Annotated in this window: 18 protein-coding genes and 1 riboswitch; of the genes, 9 read left to right on the top strand and 9 right to left on the bottom strand. The window is 74.2% G+C overall.

From position 1 onward, the window contains the following. Positions 1–58 precede the first annotated feature (58 nt). Positions 59–403: a hypothetical protein gene (locus ACQP17_RS17975; protein WP_433857188.1), complete on the top strand. Its 345-nt coding sequence runs from the start codon at positions 59–61 to the stop codon at positions 401–403. Positions 404–424: 21 nt separating this feature from the next. On the opposite strand, the gene ACQP17_RS17970 is transcribed toward ACQP17_RS17975, so the two are convergent. Then, entirely contained in the window at positions 425–1,636 is a 1,212-nt protein-coding gene (locus ACQP17_RS17970; protein ID WP_433857187.1) for a cobalt-precorrin-5B (C(1))-methyltransferase, read from the bottom strand. A 17-nt stretch (positions 1,637–1,653) separates the two neighbouring features. Between ACQP17_RS17970 and ACQP17_RS17965 the strand changes: the two genes are divergently transcribed. Next, complete coding sequence (locus ACQP17_RS17965) at positions 1,654–2,433, top strand: cobalt-precorrin-6A reductase (RefSeq protein WP_433857186.1); 780 nt, start codon at positions 1,654–1,656, stop codon at positions 2,431–2,433. A 123-nt stretch (positions 2,434–2,556) separates the two neighbouring features. On the opposite strand, the gene ACQP17_RS17960 is transcribed toward ACQP17_RS17965, so the two are convergent. After that, on the bottom strand, positions 2,557–2,778 hold the full coding sequence (locus tag ACQP17_RS17960) for a hypothetical protein (protein WP_433857185.1): 222 nt from the start codon (positions 2,776–2,778) through the stop codon (positions 2,557–2,559). 134 nt (positions 2,779–2,912) lie between these two features. On the opposite strand from ACQP17_RS17960, the gene ACQP17_RS17955 reads away from it, so the two are divergent. From ACQP17_RS17955 to ACQP17_RS17935, 5 genes are all read left to right on the top strand, one after another. Then, on the top strand, positions 2,913–3,737 hold the full coding sequence (locus ACQP17_RS17955; RefSeq protein WP_433857184.1) for a helix-turn-helix domain-containing protein: 825 nt from the start codon (positions 2,913–2,915) through the stop codon (positions 3,735–3,737). Continuing rightward, entirely contained in the window at positions 3,734–3,943 is a 210-nt protein-coding gene (locus tag ACQP17_RS17950) for a DUF397 domain-containing protein (RefSeq protein ID WP_433857183.1), read from the top strand. Before ACQP17_RS17955 ends, ACQP17_RS17950 begins: the two co-directional genes overlap by 4 nt. A 35-nt stretch (positions 3,944–3,978) precedes the next feature. After that, positions 3,979–4,533: a CchlQ gene (locus ACQP17_RS17945; RefSeq protein ID WP_433857182.1), complete on the top strand. Its 555-nt coding sequence runs from the start codon at positions 3,979–3,981 to the stop codon at positions 4,531–4,533. 85 nt (positions 4,534–4,618) lie between these two features. Next, on the top strand, positions 4,619–4,876 hold the full coding sequence (locus tag ACQP17_RS17940; RefSeq protein WP_433857181.1) for a hypothetical protein: 258 nt from the start codon (positions 4,619–4,621) through the stop codon (positions 4,874–4,876). Beyond that, entirely contained in the window at positions 4,873–5,253 is a 381-nt protein-coding gene (locus ACQP17_RS17935) for a hypothetical protein (protein ID WP_433857180.1), read from the top strand. Before ACQP17_RS17940 ends, ACQP17_RS17935 begins: the two co-directional genes overlap by 4 nt. 27 nt (positions 5,254–5,280) lie before the next feature. On the opposite strand, the gene ACQP17_RS17930 is transcribed toward ACQP17_RS17935, so the two are convergent. From ACQP17_RS17930 to cobG, 3 genes are read right to left on the bottom strand one after another with little or no spacing between them, the layout of a single operon-like run. Further along, the gene (locus tag ACQP17_RS17930) at positions 5,281–6,828 is read right to left on the bottom strand and encodes a precorrin-2 C(20)-methyltransferase (protein ID WP_433857179.1); all 1,548 of its coding nucleotides are present in this window, start codon (positions 6,826–6,828) and stop codon (positions 5,281–5,283) included. Continuing rightward, positions 6,825–7,457 (bottom strand): precorrin-8X methylmutase, encoded by a 633-nt coding sequence (locus ACQP17_RS17925; RefSeq protein ID WP_433859936.1) that lies wholly within the window; start codon positions 7,455–7,457, stop codon positions 6,825–6,827. Before ACQP17_RS17925 ends, ACQP17_RS17930 begins: the two co-directional genes overlap by 4 nt. Before the next feature lie 32 nt (positions 7,458–7,489). Beyond that, the gene (gene cobG / locus ACQP17_RS17920; protein WP_433857178.1) at positions 7,490–8,887 is read right to left on the bottom strand and encodes a precorrin-3B synthase; all 1,398 of its coding nucleotides are present in this window, start codon (positions 8,885–8,887) and stop codon (positions 7,490–7,492) included. Positions 8,888–8,985: 98 nt separating this feature from the next. Then, a riboswitch (cobalamin riboswitch) is annotated at positions 8,986–9,146 on the top strand. A gap of 38 nt (positions 9,147–9,184) precedes the next feature. On the opposite strand from cobG, the gene cobN reads away from it, so the two are divergent. Then, positions 9,185–12,787, top strand: coding sequence for a cobaltochelatase subunit CobN (gene cobN / locus ACQP17_RS17915; protein WP_433857177.1), 3,603 nt, complete (start codon positions 9,185–9,187; stop codon positions 12,785–12,787). A 179-nt stretch (positions 12,788–12,966) separates the two neighbouring features. Beyond that, positions 12,967–13,239, top strand: coding sequence for a DUF1876 domain-containing protein (locus ACQP17_RS17910; RefSeq protein ID WP_433857176.1), 273 nt, complete (start codon positions 12,967–12,969; stop codon positions 13,237–13,239). Positions 13,240–13,294: 55 nt separating this feature from the next. On the opposite strand, the gene ACQP17_RS17905 is transcribed toward ACQP17_RS17910, so the two are convergent. From ACQP17_RS17905 to ACQP17_RS17890, 4 genes are all read right to left on the bottom strand, one after another. Next, positions 13,295–14,620 carry an LCP family protein gene (locus ACQP17_RS17905; protein ID WP_433859935.1) on the bottom strand — a complete coding sequence of 442 codons (1,326 nt, stop codon included), beginning with the start codon at positions 14,618–14,620 and terminating at the stop codon, positions 13,295–13,297. A gap of 294 nt (positions 14,621–14,914) precedes the next feature. Continuing rightward, positions 14,915–15,109, bottom strand: a complete 195-nt coding sequence (locus ACQP17_RS17900; RefSeq protein ID WP_040900439.1) for a hypothetical protein — start codon at positions 15,107–15,109, stop codon at positions 14,915–14,917. Between the two features lie 196 nt (positions 15,110–15,305). Then, on the bottom strand, positions 15,306–16,271 hold the full coding sequence (locus tag ACQP17_RS17895) for a M56 family metallopeptidase (protein WP_433857175.1): 966 nt from the start codon (positions 16,269–16,271) through the stop codon (positions 15,306–15,308). A gap of 3 nt (positions 16,272–16,274) precedes the next feature. Then, a complete protein-coding gene (locus ACQP17_RS17890; protein WP_433857174.1) occupies positions 16,275–16,757 on the bottom strand; it encodes a BlaI/MecI/CopY family transcriptional regulator in 483 nt (160 codons plus the stop codon). Between the last annotated feature and the right edge of the window lie 271 nt (positions 16,758–17,028).

Here is a 17,028-nt window from a genome sequence, read left to right as displayed (position 1 = left end):
GGGCCGGTAAGGAAGCAGCGACATCCAAAGGGGGGCCGAGCCAAAGGAGTACGCCACGATGCGTACCAGACTCGCCGCCGGCCTGGTCGGCGCCGCAACCGTGCTGACGCTCGTCGGCGGCCCCGCCGCCGTCGCGGACGGCAAGGACCACGCCACGCTGTCGTCGGATACCCCGCGGACGCACGACGCCTCGCCGTGGATGCACGACACCCCGATGCGGAGCTACGACAGCTCCGGCCGGTTCCGGGACCGCCGCAGCGACCGCCGCACCGCGGCCCAGGGGCGCTACCGCAACAACAACCCGCTGCAGATGACGGCCTGTGCCCTCAGAACGGCCCTGGGCGCCCTCACCGGCAACGACACCGCCTGCGCGCGGCGGCTCAACCGCGGCTACCGCACCTGACCGGCGGACCGGGGACGCCCCTCACCCGAGGGGCGCTCCACGTCCGCTCCCCCCGGGGCCCCGCGGCTCCGCCCGGCCCACCACCATCCCCGCGCGGTCGATGCACAGGACATCGACCGCGACGGGCGCCCCCCGCAGCACGGCCAGCGACTCCTCGCGCGCCCGCGCCGCCACCAGATCGCCCAGCGGCACGCCCGCCGCGGCACACAACTGGAGTGCCGCCAGGCCGGTGTTGGCCTCCGCCACTGCCGCCGCCAGTGCCTCGTCGGCCCCGCCCCGCCGGGCCAGCTCCGCCAGGAAGCCCTTGTCGACCTGGGAGCGCGCGGAGTGCAGATCCAGGTGCCCGGCCGCCAGCTTGGACAGCTTGGCGAACCCGCCGCAGACCGTCAGCCGGTCCACCGGATGACGCCGCAGGTACTTCAGCACCGCGCCCGCGAAGTCGCCCATGTCCAGCAGCGCGTCCTCGGGCAGGTGGTGCACGGCGACGGCGACCTTCTCCGAGGTCGAGCCCGTACACCCGGCCACGTGCCGGCGCCCCGCGGCCCGCGCCACGTCCACCCCGCGCCGGATGGAGTCGATCCAGGCCGAGCAGGAGTACGGCACCACGATCCCGGTGGTGCCCAGGATCGACAGCCCGCCCAGGATGCCCAGCCGCGGGTTCCAGGTGCTGCGGGCGATCTCCTCCCCGTGGTCGACCGAGATCTCCACCTCGACGTCCGGCACCGTGCCCGCCGCCGCCCCGCCGTACCGCGCGGCGACCTCCGTCAGGTGCTCCCGGATCAGCTGCCGCGGCACGGGGTTGACCGCCGGCTCGCCGACGTCCAGCGGCAGCCCCGGCCGGGTCACCGTGCCGACGCCCGGCCCGGCCCGGAAGACGAGGCCCGACCCGGCGGGCAGCGGCCGCACCGTGGCGCGCACGAGCGCCCCGTGGGTGACGTCCGGGTCGTCGCCCGCGTCCTTGACCACGCCCGCCATCGCGGAGGACCGGCCCGCCGCCAGTTCCTCCACCGCCAGCGCGAAGGCCGGTGTCTGCCCCTTCGGCAGCGTGATCGTCACCGGGTCGGGGAACTCGCCGCTCAGCAGCGCCGTGTACGCGGCCGTGCTCGCCGCCGTCGCGCAGGCACCGGTCGTCCAGCCGTGCCGCAGCCCGGTGTGCGCGAGCTGCGCGCCGCGCCCGCCCGCGGCCCCGCCCGCATCCTGCGGCCCCGTACCCTGCGGTTGCGCCTCAGCCACGGAGGAACCCACATCCCATGAACGACGCAGCCCGCCCGGTGCGCCACGTCCTGATTCTCGGCGGTACGACCGAGGCCCGCCGACTGGCCGGCCTGCTGGCGGCCGACCCGTCCCTGCGGGTGACCAGCTCGCTCGCCGGCCGGGTCGCCGCGCCCCGGCTGCCCGCCGGGGAGGTACGCATCGGCGGGTTCGGCGGCCCCGAGGGCCAAGCCCGCTGGCTGCGCGAGCACGCGGTGGACGCGCTCATCGACGCCACCCATCCTTTCGCCGACACGATCAGTCGCCATGCGGCCCTGGCCGCCGGCACCGTCCATGTTCCCCTGCTCGCCCTCCGCCGGCCCGGCTGGGTACCGGGACCCGGCGACCGCTGGCACCCGGTCACCTGCCTGGACGAGGCGGCCGCCGCCCTCCCGGCCCTGGGCAACCGCATCTTCCTGACCACCGGCCGCATGGGCCTCGCCCACTTCGCCCACCTCACCGACCTGTGGTTCCTCGTCCGCTCCGTCGACGCCCCCGAGCCCCCCTGCCCACCCCGGATGACGACCCTCCTGGACCGCGGCCCGTTCACACCCGAGGGCGAACGGGCCCTGCTGCGGGAGCACCGCATCGATGTCCTCGTCACGAAGGACAGCGGGGCGGCCGCCACCGCAGCCAAACTGACGGCGGCCCGCGAGGCCGGGCTGCCGGTGGTCGTCGTCCAGCGGCCGCCCGTCCCGGACGGCGTACCGGTCGCGACGGGTCCGGAGGAGGCCGCGGAATGGCTCCGCCGCCTTTTCAGCGGGGCCACTTCGTGCTGAAGTGATTGGCCTCGCGGACCCTTTTGGCTAATTCTTCGCGGCGCCTTACGGACTCCTCCGGTTCGTCGTCCTCGCTCGGATCACCGACGTCCGTGGAATCACCGCTTTCCTCTCTCACGTCGCTCACGGGGCGCACTTCCGTACCGCGTCCGCGAGCCGTCGCGCGACATCCGGGGTGCATCGCCCCAGCTCCACGAGGGGCAGTGGAAAGTGCTCCGCCAGCGAGAGGACGTCCACGGCCAGCGACGGCAGGGTGATGCCCGCCCCCTTCAACGCCGCCCGCAGTTCGCCGCAGGCCTGCTCCGCGTCCCTGATCTTCCCGGCCACCGGACTGCGCTCCGCCATTCCCATTCCTCTTCTCCGTTCGAGTCCCGACTGGGCTGCTGATTCCATTTCGCAGCCCTAGAGTCGTCACAACGAGACGCCTCCGACAGGGAGTTGGCGTTGTCGTCGGCACGGGACAACAGGGAGATGGGGGAATGGTCGAAAAGAGTTCCGAGGAGGATGAGGGCTCGGCGCGCCGGGTCCTCGCAGGTGAACTCCGCCGGTTACGGGAGGCGTCCGGCAGGTCGCTGGCCCAGCTGGCCGACGAGATCAACTACGACCGCACCTACCTGCACCGCCTGGAAACGGGCGAACGGCTCTCGAAGCTGCCGGTCATGGAGGCGCTGGACCGGGTCTACGGGACGGGCGAGCTGCTCGTCCGCCTGTGGAAGCTGGCGCGGCTGGATGCCTTCAAGGACAAGTACAGGGAGTTCATGAAGCTTGAGGCGAAGGCGACGATCCTGCATTCGTATGCGATCACGGTTCCTGGCTTGCTGCAGACCGAGGACTTCGCCACATTCTCGCTGTCGTCTTCGCCGACGCCCATAGCCCCCGAGGAGCTCGAAGAGTCCGTCGCCGCACGACTGGGCCGACAGGAGTTGTTGCAGCGTGACCGACCGGCGCACGTCCGGGTCATCCTTGACGAGTCGGCGTTGCGCCGCCCGGTGCCCGATCCCAAGATCTGGCATGACCAGTTGGTGCGCATCTCAGAAGCTGCCGAGGCTCAGCACATGACCATCCAGGTGCTTCCCTTCGCCGCTGGAGTGCATAGCCTGATGGGCGGTTCACTCTGGCTCTTGTGGGCGGCGGACGGTAGCGCCGTTGCCTACTTGGAAGGCAACAAGTCAGGCGAACTGCTCGAAGAGCCAGCCGATGTCGAGCGATACCGCCTGTCTTACGATCAGCTTCGCGACGCGGCACTCTCGCCGCCTGATTCAGCAGTATTCATCCGGCAGTTGGTGGAGGACAGCAGACCATGAACACCATCCCCGACCTGGTCGACGCCGTATGGCACAAGAGCAGCTACAGCGATGGGGGAGCTGACAACTGCATCGAGGTCGCCGACAGCTTCCCCGGTGCCGTCCCCGTCCGTGACAGCAAGAGCCCCGGGGGCCCGGTGCTGTTGTTCCCGGACGGCGCCTGGTCGGCGTTCATAGGTGGCGTGAAGTCTGACGGGCTCCGCTGAGGCGCGGCTTTCATGGTCACCGTCAAGGGGGACGCATGGACTGGGGAACACTTCTCGCGACGTTGAGCGGTGGGGTCATCGCGATCTCCGGGACCGTTCTCGCCGATCGTCTGCGCCATCGCCGCGAGGGGGAACGCACCAGCGAGGCCCGGCGGCGGGCGGTGTACATCGAGTTCATCACCGCTGCCGGAGTGGGGCACGCGCGGCTGCGGCAGCTCGCCCAGAATCCGGAGGACGGGGCCGATCTCGCCGCCGCCGCCCGTGCGGCGCTGAGCGACGCCGGGATCCGGGAAGTGCGCGAGCGGCTGTTCATCGACGCGACGACCGACATCGCCGGCGCCGGGCAGGTGATGTTCGAGCGGCTGCGCGTTCTGCAGCGGGTCGTCGGTGAGGGCGCCCGGCAGACCTCGCCCGCGTTCCACGACGCCTACCACCCGTATCTCGACGCGGTATGGGCCTATCGCGTGGCCGTGCGCGAAGAGCTGGAGGGCAGGTCCTTCGACCCTGCGGCCTTCGGGTGGGAGGAGTGGGACGGCACGGACCGGTGCACGCTCTGCCGCCGTGAGGCAGCGGCGGCCACCGGAGCCTGAACGCCGGACCCTCGGCTGGGGCTGACGGGGGAGGTGTGGGCTAGGGTACGGGTACGTACCCGTACCCCGATGGAAGAGCGCGACGATGTCCGATGCCAATGTCCGCATCCCTGAAGAGGCCAAGGACCGGCTCGCCGCCATAGCGGCTGCCGAGGGCCTGTCACTGCGCGCCTATCTGGCGCGTCTGGCGGAGACCCTGCTGACCCCGGCCGAGCGTGCGGAGCGTGCCGAGAAGGCCCGCGCGGCGCTGAAGAAGTGGAACGGGTACGCCCCGACCGCCGGGGAGCAGCAGGACCTGGACAGTGAACTCGACCGGCGTCTGGCGCAGGTGACCGGCCGGTGAGCGACGCCCTGCACATCGTCCTGGACGACACCGCGATGACCGCGGCCGGCCAGGGCAACGTCCTCGCCTCCCGCCTCATCCACCGCGCCCACGCCGAGCCCGGCTGGTACCTCTACGCGCCGGCGTGTGCGCTCGTCGAGGCGGACCGGGCGCGGCCCGGCACCGCGGAGCACCTCGCGGCCCTGCCCGGCATCACCGTCCTCGACCTGGACCTGCCTGCCGCCCTGGCCCTGGCGGGCCGTGAGACGTGGGCCGCGGCCCACAGCGAGTACGCGGCCCGGCCCACGCCGGACCGTCCCGACGGAGCGATCATCGCCACCGCCTCCCCCAAGAGATGGCACGGCGAACCGGTCCGCCTCCTGGACCTCACCGCCTGAGCCGACGCCGCCCTCCCGGCGGCCGGTTCACTGCTCCGGGTACCGGCGCGGTGTCCACACGATCTCGGTGCCGTCGTCGCGGTGTGCCGCCTGCGTCTGGGACGAGCCGACGATCAGGAGGGTGCGCATGTCGACCTGGTGGGGGTCGAGGTCGGCCAGGCGGACCGTGCGGACGGATTCCTCGGGGCCGCCGATGTCGCGGGCGAGGATGACCGGGGTGTCGGGGGCGCGGTGTTCCAGGAGGAGTTCGCGGGCCTTGCCGACCTGCCAGGTGCGGCTGCGGGAGCCGGGGTTGTAGAGGGCCAGGGCCAGGTCGGCGGAGGCGGCCGCGTGCAGGCGTTCGGCGATGACCTCCCAGGGCTTGAGGCGGTCGGACAGGGAGATGACCGCGTAGTCGTGGCCGAGGGGGGCGCCGGCGCGGGCGGCGGCGGCGTTGGCGGCGGTGACGCCCGGCAGGACGCGGACGGGGATGGCCCGGTACGGGTCCTGGGCGGCGACCTCCAGCACGGCGGTGGCCATGGCGAAGACACCGGGGTCGCCGCCGGAGACCACGGCCACCCGGCGGCCGCGCCGGGCCAGGTCCAGGGCGAGTTCGGCGCGTTCGGACTCGACCTTGTTGTCGGAGCCGTGGCGGCGCTGGCCGGGGCGCGCGGGGACGCGGTCGAGGTAGGTGGTGTAGCCGACCAGGTCCTCGGCGGCGGCCAGGGCGCCGCGGGACTCGGGGGTCAGCCAGAGCGGGCCGGCCGGGCCGGTGCCGACGACGACGACCTCACCGGTGCCGGGCTCGGCGCCGGCCTCGGCGGGCGGGCTCGCGATGCGGCTGGGGACGACGGTGACGGCGAAGTACGGGACCGTCTGCGCGTCGATGTCGGCCAGCTTCTCGGTGCGTTCACCGGACATGGTGGCGCGCTCGACGTAGTGGGCCTCCGGCAGCCGCCCGGCGCGTTCCATGGCGCGGCGCACGGTGGGGAAGGTGCGGCCGAGCTTCATGACGACGGCGGTGTCGGTCGAGGCCAGACGGGCGGTCAGCTCCTCCTCCGGCAGGGTGCCGGGGAGGATCGTCAGGACCTCGTCGGCCTCGGCGAGCGGCCGGCCCAGGCGGGCCGCGGCGGCGCTGATGGACGTGACGCCGGGGATGACCTCGGTGGGGTAGCGGTCGGCCAGCCGCTTGTGCATGTGCTGGTAGGAGCCGTAGAAGAGCGGGTCGCCCTCGGAGATGACGGCGACGGTGCGGCCGGCGTCGAGGTGGGCGGCGAGGCGGGCCGCCGCGGACTCGTAGAACTCGTCCAGCGCGCCCCGGTAGCCGCCGGGGTGGTCGGTCGACTCGGTGGTGACCGGGTAGACCAGCGCCTCCTCCAGGTGGTCGGGGCGCAGGTGCTCGGCGGCGATGGCGCGCGCGATGGAGCGTCCGTGCCGGGCGCTGTGGTACGCGATGACGTCGGCCGCGCCGATGACCTGTACGGCCCGCACGGTCATCAGGGACGGGTCGCCGGGGCCGAGCCCGACGCCGTAAAGACGGCCCGGGGCGGGCGGGGTGCCGTCGTTGCCGGGTGCCTGCTGCTCGCTCACGCTCACTCTTCCTCGCTCGCCAGGGCGTTGATCGCGGCCGCGGCCATGGCGCTGCCGCCGCGGCGTCCGCGCACCACCAGGTGATCCAGCTTCGACGGATGGGCGATCAGCGCGTCCTTGGACTCCGCGGCGCCGATGAAGCCGACGGGTATGCCGATGACCGCGGCCGGGCGGGGCGCCCCTTCCCCGATCATCTCCAGGAACCGGAACAGGGCGGTGGGGGCGTTGCCGAACGCCACCACGGCGCCGTCCATCCGGTCCCGCCACAGCTCCAGGGCGGCGGCGCTGCGGGTCGTGCCCATCCGGGCGGCCAGGTCCGGGACCGACGGGTCGGTGAGGGTGCACAGCACCTCGTTGTCCGCCGGCAGCCGCTTGCGGGTGACGCCGCTGGCGACCATGTTGGCGTCGCAGAGGACGGGCGCGCCGGCGCGCAGTGCCGTGCGGGCGGCGGCCACCACGCCGGGGGTGAAGGCCAGGTCGCGTACCAGGTCGACCATGCCGCAGGCGTGGATCATGCGGACCGTGACCCGGCTGACGTCGGCGGGCAGCCCGCCGAGGTCCGCCTCGGCGCGGATGGTGGCGAAGGACTGGCGGTAGATCGCCGCACCGTCCTTCTCGTAGTCGAACGCGGTCACTGTGGCCTCGGGGTTGTCGGGTGCGGGCTGGCTCATGGGGTGTGGCTCGGGGCCGGTGGGGCGGGGTGCGGCGGGGGTGCCGGGGTGTCACCGGGGGGCGGTGCGGCAGCGGGCCGGACGACCGACACCCGGTAGCCCTCCTCCGTTGCCAGCACGTCGACCCAGGCGCCGTGGGGGTGGCCGCAGCGGCGGGCGCAGCCGGACCAGTGGACGGGCAGGCCGTCGGGTACGGCGGCGGGGGGAGCGCCGGGGACGGGGGCGCCCGCGGTGACGGCGGCCGCCACGTCGGTGCGGACATCGGTGAGCGACTTGGCGCAGCCGGGGCGGCCGGTGCAGGCACCGAGGCGGTGCCAGGGGGAGCGGGGATCGGTGATCAGCCCGGCCGCGGCCAGTGCGGACAGGCGCGCGGCGGCCGCGCCGGCCGGCAGCCCGGGCAGCCCGGGCAGGACGACGCCGCGCCAGGGGGTCAGCCGCAGCGCGCCGCAGCCGTCGTCGGCGGCGACGGCGGTCAGCAGCCGCCACTGGGCGGACGTCAGCCGGCCCAGCGGTGCCAGCACGCTGAGCGCCGCCGTGCCGTCGGGGCCTTCGACGATCCCGGGGGCCGCGGCGCGGGGGGCCACCGGGGCGGCGGGCGCCGGGGCCCGCGTCAGATATGTGGCGCTGATGCCGGTTCGGTGCAGATGCTCCGCCACGTCGCGGGCCGTCAGCCGCTGTCCGTCGGGCAGTTCGCGCACCCGCCAGGCGCCGCTGCCGCCCGCCGCGGCGGCGGTCAGAAAGGCCTCGGCGGCGGCGAGCGCGGCCCGCGGGGCGTCCGGGCCGGCGATCCGCAGCGCCGCCGGATCGTCGCCGACCCGCAGCAGCGCGGTGTCCCCGGCGCCGGGGGTCCCCCCGGCCGGGGCCGCTTCTGCGACCAAGCTCACATCGCCGCCCAGGCCCGCCAGCTCGCCCCGCCCGTCGTCCAGGACGAAGAGGAAACGGCCCGACAGCGCGGTCGCCGGCTCGCTCGCGCAGAGCAGACCGTCCAGCTCACGGGCCCACCGCCGCACCCGGGCAGGGCTGTTGGGCGTCAGTCCGGCAAGGGGGGAGGCGAGGATGTTGCGGACGCGCTCGTGGCGGGCGGAGGGCAGCAGTCCGGCGTCGCGCAGCAGCCCGGCCAGCTCGGCGCCGCAGCCCTCGGGCAGGCCGCGCAGCTCGGCGTTGCCGCGCGAGGTCAGGGAGAGGTGGCCGTCGCCGAGCCGGTCCGCCGCGTCGGCCAGGTCCGTTGCCTGACGCACCGTCAAATCTCCTGCGGGCAGTCGCACTCGGGCCAGATACCCGTCGGCGGCACCGTGCAGCCGCAGCGCTCCCGGGCAGGCGTCACCGCGGTCCCGCAGGGGCGGCTCGGCCCCTGGGGGGCGTGTCGAGGGGGAGGGCGGCATGGCGGCGAGCATACCTACGACGGTGCGCGCCGGAACCGGCCCCGGACCCCCTCGCGGGCACCCCGGTGCGGCCGCCGCGGAGGCCCGCTTACCTCCTCCGGGCTCAGCCCTTACCATTCAGGTCGGTGGGTCGGCTGATCCGCCGACGCCAGCGACGGCGTGGGGTCGGACGACCCCAGGGAGGAAGCCCGGTGCGAATCCGGCGCGGTCCCGCCACTGTGAACCCGGCAGGCGCCGGGTGAGTCAGGAACTCCCGCCGTCCTTACGACCACCCGGGGCGCGGACACCCCGAGGAAGGCCTGCGCACGCATGCTTCTGCTGCTGTCGACCTCCGACACCGATCTGCTCAGCGCCCGCGCGGCCACGGGCCCGGTGCCCTACCGGCTCGCCAACCCCGCCCGCCTCGACGTCGCCGAATTGCCGGCCCTGCTGGACGGTGTGGACCTGGTCGTCGTGCGCCTCCTGGGCGGCATCCGCGCCTGGCAGGAGGGCCTGGACCTGCTGCTCGCCGAGGACCAGCACCGCCCCGTCGTCGTGCTCACCGGTGAACAGGCCCCCGACGCCCAGCTCATGGAGCAGTCCACGGTCCCGGTCGGCATCGCGGCCGAGGCGCACGCCTACCTCGCGCACGGCGGCCCCGCCAACCTCGACCAGCTCGCCCGCTTCCTCTCCGACACGGTGCTGCTGACCGGCCACGGCTTCGAGCCGCCGGCGCCCGCCCCGTCCTGGGGCCCGCTGGACCGGGAGAGCCGCAACGACAGCGGCCCGGTGATCGCGGTGCTCTACTACCGCGCCCACCACATGAGCGGCAACACCGGCTTCGTGCGGACCCTGTGCGAGCAGATCGAGGCGGCCGGCGGCCGGGCCCGCCCGCTCTTCGTCGCCTCCCTGCGCGCCCCCGAGCCGGAGCTGATCGAGGCCCTGGGGGCCGCCGACGCGCTGGTCACCACGGTCCTGGCGGCGGGCGGCAGCAAGCCCGCCGAGGCCTCGGCCGGCGGTGACGACGAGGCCTGGGACGCCGGGGCGCTGGCCGCGCTCGACGTGCCGATCCTCCAGGCCCTGTGCCTGACCGGGCCGCGCAGCGCCTGGGAGGAGAACGACGAGGGCCTCTCCCCGCTGGACGCCGCCTCGCAGATCGCCGTCCCCGAGTTCGACGGCCGGCTGATCACCGTCCCGTTCTCCTTCAAGGAGGTCGACGAGGACGGTCTGCCGGTCTACGTCGCGGACCCCGAGCGCGCCGCCCGGGTCGCCGGGATCGCCGTCCGGCACGCCCGGCTGCGGCACATCCCGGCCGCCGAGAAGCGCCTCGCGCTGGTGCTGTCCGCCTACCCGACCAAGCACTCCCGCATCGGCAACGCGGTCGGCCTGGACACCCCGGCCAGCGCCGTCGCGCTGCTGCGCCGGCTGCGGGCCGACGGCTACGACTTCGGCGCCGAGGAGGTCCCGGGCCTGGCGTCCGGCGACGGCGACGAGCTGATCTACGCCCTGATCGAGGCCGGTGGCCACGACCAGGAGTGGCTCACCGAGGAGCAGCTCGCCCGCAACCCGGTCCGCATCCCCGCCGCCGACTACAAGCGCTGGTACGCCACCCTCCCGCAGGAGCTGCGCGACTCCGTCGAGGAGCACTGGGGCCCGCCGCCCGGCGAGATGTTCGTCGACCGCAGCCGCAACCCCGAGGGCGACATCGTGCTGGCGGCCCTGCGCCGCGGCAATCTGCTGATCCTCATCCAGCCGCCGCGCGGCTTCGGCGAGAACCCGATCGCGATCTACCACGACCCCGATCTGCCGCCCTCGCACCACTACTTGGCCGCCTACCGCTGGATCGCCGCCTCCGCGGCCGACGGCGGCTTCGGCGCGGACGCCATGGTCCACCTGGGCAAGCACGGCAACCTGGAGTGGCTGCCCGGCAAGAACGCCGGCCTGTCCGCCGCCTGCGGCCCGGACGCCGCCCTCGGCGACCTCCCGCTGATCTACCCCTTCCTGGTCAACGACCCCGGCGAGGGCACCCAGGCCAAGCGCCGGGTGCACGCCACCCTCGTCGACCACCTCGTCCCGCCGATGGCGCGCGCGGAGTCCTACGGCGACATCGCGCGCCTGGAGCAGCTGCTCGACGAGTACGCGGCGATCTCCGCCATGGACCCGGCCAAGCTGCCCGCGATCCGCGCCCAGATCTGGACGCTGATCCAGGCCGCCAAGCTCGACCACGACCTGGGCCTGGAGGCCCGCCCGGACGACGACGGCTTCGACGACTTCCTGCTGCACGTCGACGGCTGGCTGTGCGAGGTCAAGGACGCCCAGATCCGCGACGGGCTGCACGTCCTGGGCGGCGCGCCGACCGGCGAGGCGCGCGTCAACCTCGTGCTCTCGATCCTGCGCGCCCGCCAGATCTGGGGCGGGACGTCGGCGCTGCCCGGCCTGCGCGAGGCGCTCGGCCTGGACGAGTCCGCCGCGACCCGCACGAGCGCCGACGAGGCCGAGGCCACCGCCCGCGCGCTGGTGCAGGCGATGGAGGACGCGCAGTGGGACCCGGCGGCGGTGGCCGGCATCGCCGCGGGCCACGCGTCCGCGGTCGCCGACATCCTCGACTTCGCCGCCCGCCAGGTCGTGCCGCGCCTCGCCGCCACCACCGACGAGATCGACCACGCGGTGCACGCGCTGAACGGCGGCTTCGTGCCGGCCGGTCCCTCCGGCTCCCCGCTGCGCGGCCTGGTCAACGTCCTGCCGACGGGCCGCAACTTCTACTCCGTCGACCCCAAGGCCGTCCCCTCCCGCCTCGCCTGGGAGACCGGCCAGGCCCTCGCCGACTCCCTGCTGGCGCGCTACCGCGACGACAACGGCGACTGGCCGCAGTCGGTCGGGCTGTCGCTGTGGGGCACCAGCGCGATGCGCACCAGCGGCGACGACGTGGCCGAGGCCCTCGCGCTGCTGGGCGTCCGCCCCGTGTGGGACGACGCCTCGCGCCGGGTCAACGGCCTGGAGCCGATCCCGCTCGCCGAGTTGGACCGTCCCCGCGTCGATGTCACGCTGCGCATCTCGGGCTTCTTCCGCGACGCCTTCCCGCACGTCATCGGCCTCCTCGACGACGCGGTACGGCTGGTCGCCGGGCTGGACGAGCCCGCGGAGTCCAACTTCGTGCGCGCCCACGCCCAGGCCGACCTGGCCGCGCACGGCGACGAGCGGCGCGCCACCACCCGCATCTTCGGCTCCCGCCCGGGGACGTACGGCGCGGGGCTGCTCCAGCTGATCGACTCCCGCGACTGGCGCACCGACGCCGACCTCGCCGAGGTCTACACCGTCTGGGGCGGCTACGCCTACGGCCGGGGCCTGGAGGGCCGCCCGGCCCGGGAGGAGATGGAGACCGCCTACAAGCGCATCGCGGTCGCCGCCAAGAACACCGACACCCGCGAGCACGACATCGCGGACTCCGACGACTACTTCCAGTACCACGGCGGGATGGTCGCCACCGTCAAGGCGCTCAAGGGCAAGGCGCCCGAGGCCTACATCGGCGACTCGACCCGGCCCGAGACGGTCCGCACCCGCTCCCTGGTCGAGGAGACCTCCCGGGTCTTCCGCGCCCGGGTGGTCAACCCCCGCTGGATCGAGGCGATGCGCCGCCACGGCTACAAGGGCGCCTTCGAACTCGCCGCCACCGTGGACTACCTGTTCGGCTACGACGCCACCACGGGCGTGGTCGCCGACTGGATGTACGACAAGCTCGCCCAGGCCTACGTCCTGGACCCGGAGAACCGCGCCTTCCTCCAGGAGGCCAACCCCTGGGCCCTGCACGGCATCGCCGAGCGCCTCCTGGAGGCCGAGTCCCGCGGCATGTGGGAGAAGCCGGACGCCGAGACGCTGGCGGCGCTGCGGGAGGCGTTCCTGGAGACCGAGGGGGAGCTGGAGGGCGAGGACTGACCCGGGCGCGGAGCACCGACACCGCGCCGCGGATCAGGGCGGTTCGACGCGCCCCCGCCATGGGAAAACCCCTGGTCGTGCGTGGGATCGCCCCAGGTGCGGGCGGTCCCGGCCGGTGCGACGATGGGGGTGTGGGGGCGGTACATGTGCTGTTCGGGGGACGTACGAGGAGGCTTCCGGTGACCGCCACGAAGACCTGGAACACCGAGATCAGCATCACCGAGATCGACAGCGAGGTCCGGGCCGAGGCCAGGCTGCGGGGCAAGGACGGCGGACAGCTGGTCGGTCAGGGCACGGCGCGCTGCAATCCCGCCGATGAGAACGTCCCGGACATCGGGGACGAACTGGCGGTGGCGCGGGCGATGTCCGACCTCAGCCATCAGCTGATCCAGCGGGCCGCGCACGACATCGAGATGCGCACGGCCCGCCCGGTCGAGCGGCTGCGGGTCTGACGGACGGCGCCGGTGTCCGCCGCGCCCCGACCGCGGCCGGGGCGCCGGGGGCCGACTAGTCCTGTGCCCGGAAGTCCGGCCCGATCGTCAGCGTCACCGCGTCCGCCGCCGCACCGGCCGACTCCGTGGCCTTGGTCCCCTGGAGGCGGGCGGCGAGCACCTCGCTCTGGGTCTTGAGCGCGGCGGGGTAGGTGAGGGTGGTGCGGTCCGTGGCGGGGCCGTTGCCGGTGGCGATGACGGTGAAGCCGAGCTTGCGCAACTGCTCGGCGGCGGAGGCGGCCCGGCCGGCGATGCCCGTGCCGTTGAGCACGCGGACCCGCACGGCGTGCGCGGTCACCGGGTTCTTGGCGGCCTCGGCGAGCTTCTTCTTCCCGGCGGCGCCGAGTTCCCGGTCGTGGGCGATGTCGCTGAACAGCTGGGCGGCCTGCGGGTATTGCCAGACGACATTGGCCTTGTCGGTGGGGACGTCGGACTCGCGGTAGTAGTTGGGGACGGTCACGAAGGTGAGCCGGTCGGAGGGGATGTCCTTGACGGTCGCGGCCAGGTCGTAGAGCGGCTTGAGGCCGTCCAGGTCCTTGTCGGTGGTCAGGGACTTGGTGGCCGAGTCCAGGAAGTCGTACAGCTCGCCCGGGCTGGTGAGCTTGGCCTGCGCCTTGGCGCCCAGGGCCTTCATGAACTCCTGCTGGCGGCCGATCCGGCCGAGGTCGGAGCCGTCGCCGACGCTGTAGCGGGTGCGGACGTAGCCGAGGGCCTTCTCGTCCTGGACGTTCTGGCAGCCCGCTTCCAGGTCCAGGTGGGCCTTCTTGTCGTGGATGGCGTGCTTGGGGCAGACCTCTATGCCGCCCAGGGCGTTGACCATGCCCTTGAAGCCCTGGAAGTCGACCGAGGCGAAGTGGTCGACGCGCAGCCCGGTGTTCTTCTCGACGGTCTTGATGGTGCAGGCCGCGGCCTTGCCGATGTCGCCGGAGTCGCCGCCGATCGAGAACGCCTCGTTGATCTTGAAGTGGTGGGGGGTGGACCGGGAGCCGTTGCCGCGGGTGCAGGCGGGGATCTGCACCCAGGAGTCCCGGGGGAAGGACACCGCGGTGGCCCACTTCCGGTTGGCGGCGATGTGCACCATCATCAGCGTGTCCGACTGCATGGTGGTCAGGCCCTTGCCGTATTTGGCATTGGCGCCGGCCCGGCTGTCGGAGCCGACGACCAGGATGTTCTTGGAGCCGGGGCTGAGATTGACCGGCCGGGCACCGTCCACGCCGATGTCCGCGCCGTGGATGTTGCCGTCCAGGTGCTGGTAGACCCACGCCCCGACGCCGGCCGTGCACAGCAGCAGCACGCCGAGCGTGCCGCCGGTCCAGGCGACGATCCGGCCGCGGCGGGTCATCCGGACCTTGTCCGGCCGGCCCGCCTTCCGTGAGCCGCCGGCGGACCGGCCGGCCGGGTCGGCGGGCCGGCGGCGCGCGGAGGCGCGGGAGCCGCCGGGGCCGCGGGAGCCGTCACCGGCGGCAGGGGGCGCTCCGGTGGCGCCACCGGAGCCCCGCCGGGCCGTCTGCTGGTGCCTCTGCCTGTCATGCACGCCGGTGGCCCTTCTGGTCCTTCTGATGCTGTTGATGCGGGTGATGCCGTACGGGGGAGGGGGCGCCCGCGGCGGCCGGGCGGGCCGGCCGGGGGGAGCGGGTCACAGACCGGTGCTGGGCAGGAGCAGGATCGACTCGGGGTCGTAACGCAGCCACTGCGGGCACGCGCCGCCGGGCAGCGTCCGCAGCCGGCACCACAACTCGCCCGCCCCGTCCGTCCACCAGGCATTGATCCGGCCCAACGTCCATCCGCCGTCCGGGTATTGGACCTCCACCGGCTGATAGACCCATCGCACCTCCGTTTCTGGAGGCGGGCAGTCCCAGGTCAGGAGTCCGCACCTCGTCGCCATCTCCCCCTCCGGACGCGCCTGTTGCGCAGTGCGCGCCACTGTACCGGGAAGTTCTACAGTCGTGTAGAAGGTGCCGGTCGTCGGGTGGCGCACGGCGCACTGCGCGGGAGCCGCCCGGTACGGGTCATGGGTCAGTGTGCACTCACAGCGGCGTGGCCGCCTTCAGAACGACGAACAGCGCGACGGCCGCGTTGAGCGCGCAGAGCGCGGAGGCGGCGGTGCCCGCCGCGGCGACCAGGGCCGCCAGCCCCGCCGGGGTCAGCGCCGGCGGCCACGGACGGGCCGGCGGTACGGGCCCGAGCAGCGCCGCCACCCGCCGTGGCACCGGCCCCGGTTCGGGCCCCGCGAAGTGCGCCAGCTCCACCGGCGCCGCGGACCGCTGGATCAACGCCGCCCGGCCCACCGCCCGGGCCGTCAGCCGCCGGTCGCCCACCACCCGCGCCGCCTCCTCGTCCGCCCAGCGCTCGGTGGCGAACGCGACGGCCGAACGCAGCGGCAGCAGCAGCGGGTTGACGCAGCCGGCCAGGCGCACGGCGAGCAGCGCCCGGTGGTGACGGCAGGTCAGGTGGGCCCGCTCGTGGGCGAACAGCGCGCGGACCTCGTCCTCGTCCAGGCGCTCCAGCATCCCGCGGGAGACCGCTATCCGGCCGGGCCTGGCGGGGCGCCCGGGCCGGGCGGGGGCGGCGGGCACGGCGTAGGCGTACGGGACGCTGTCCGGCAGCACCGCGGGGTCGGCGCCGGCCGGCAGCACGTCCAGCGCGCGGTGGGTGCGGGCCCGGACGCGGTGGTGCCGGCGCAGCGTGGTGCCGCAGACGGTGAGCGCCGTGGCCAGCAGCGGGATCGCGGCGGCGCCGGCGACCTCGGCGTACGGGACCGCGGCCCGTACCTCCGGGTCCGACCAGCCGTCGGGCAGTGGGTTGCCGGGCAGCTGGGCGGTGCCGACCACCACCAGCAGCCCCAGACAGAGCGTGCTGCACAGCCCGAGGACCGCGGCGAGCAGGGTCAGCAGCCGGGTGGTGGCCCGCGGATGGAGGTGCTGCTCCGCGAGCCGGGCGATCGGCAGGGCGGTGAGCGGCAGGACGAGCGGCAGGAACACGAAGACGCCCACCGGTCAGCCCCCGCGTGCTTCGTCCGTGCCGGGGTCCTCGTCCGCGGCACGGTCCAGCAGGGCGCGCAGCAGCTGCTCGTCCTGCGCGGAGAGCGTGGAGACGAAGCTGGTCAGCACGGCGTCCCGGTCCGGTTCGCCGTCCAGGACGCGGCGCATCCGCAGGGCGGCGAGCCCGGCCTCGTCGGCAGCCGGGCTCCAGAGGTAGGCGCGGCCGGACCGCTCGCGGGTGACGGCCTGTTTGGCGTGCAGCCGGGAGAGGATCGTCATCACGGTCGTGTACGCGAGGTCGCCGCCGAGCCGCTCCCGGACCCAGGCGGCGCCGGCCGGCCCCGGCGCGTGGTGCAGCGCGGCCAGTACCTGGGCCTCCAGCTGGCCCTGCCCGCGGCGCCGGGTGTGCTCCGGCCCGCCTGCGCCGCGCTCCTGCGGCTCCGGCGCACCGGGCCTTTGCGCACCGCCCGGCGGCCTCCCGAAGGGCTTTGCGCCCATGCCGTCGCCTCCCGTCACGCCGGGCGCCCCGCGGGCCGGGACGCCGCAGCATCCTACTGAGCGCCCGCCGCCGGCCGGGGCGCCCGCCCGCCGGGGGGCGCCCACCGGGGGCGCCCCCGCCGGCGCACGGGCCGGCACCTCCGGACCGACCGGTAGACGGCCCCATACCTTGCGATAACCGCACAGAGCAGCCCATGTACCCCCATACAGGGGTTCACCGGGCCCACTCGGGGTACCGTGAAAGCACCGGAACACCGAGAAATGCCGAGGG

The sequence above is a fragment of the Streptomyces kronopolitis genome (genome assembly GCF_050953795.1).
Lineage (GTDB): Bacteria > Actinomycetota > Actinomycetes > Streptomycetales > Streptomycetaceae > Streptomyces > Streptomyces kronopolitis_A.
The sequence above is the reverse complement of the archived record's forward strand: the minus strand, read 5'-3'. Positions and strand labels throughout refer to the sequence as shown.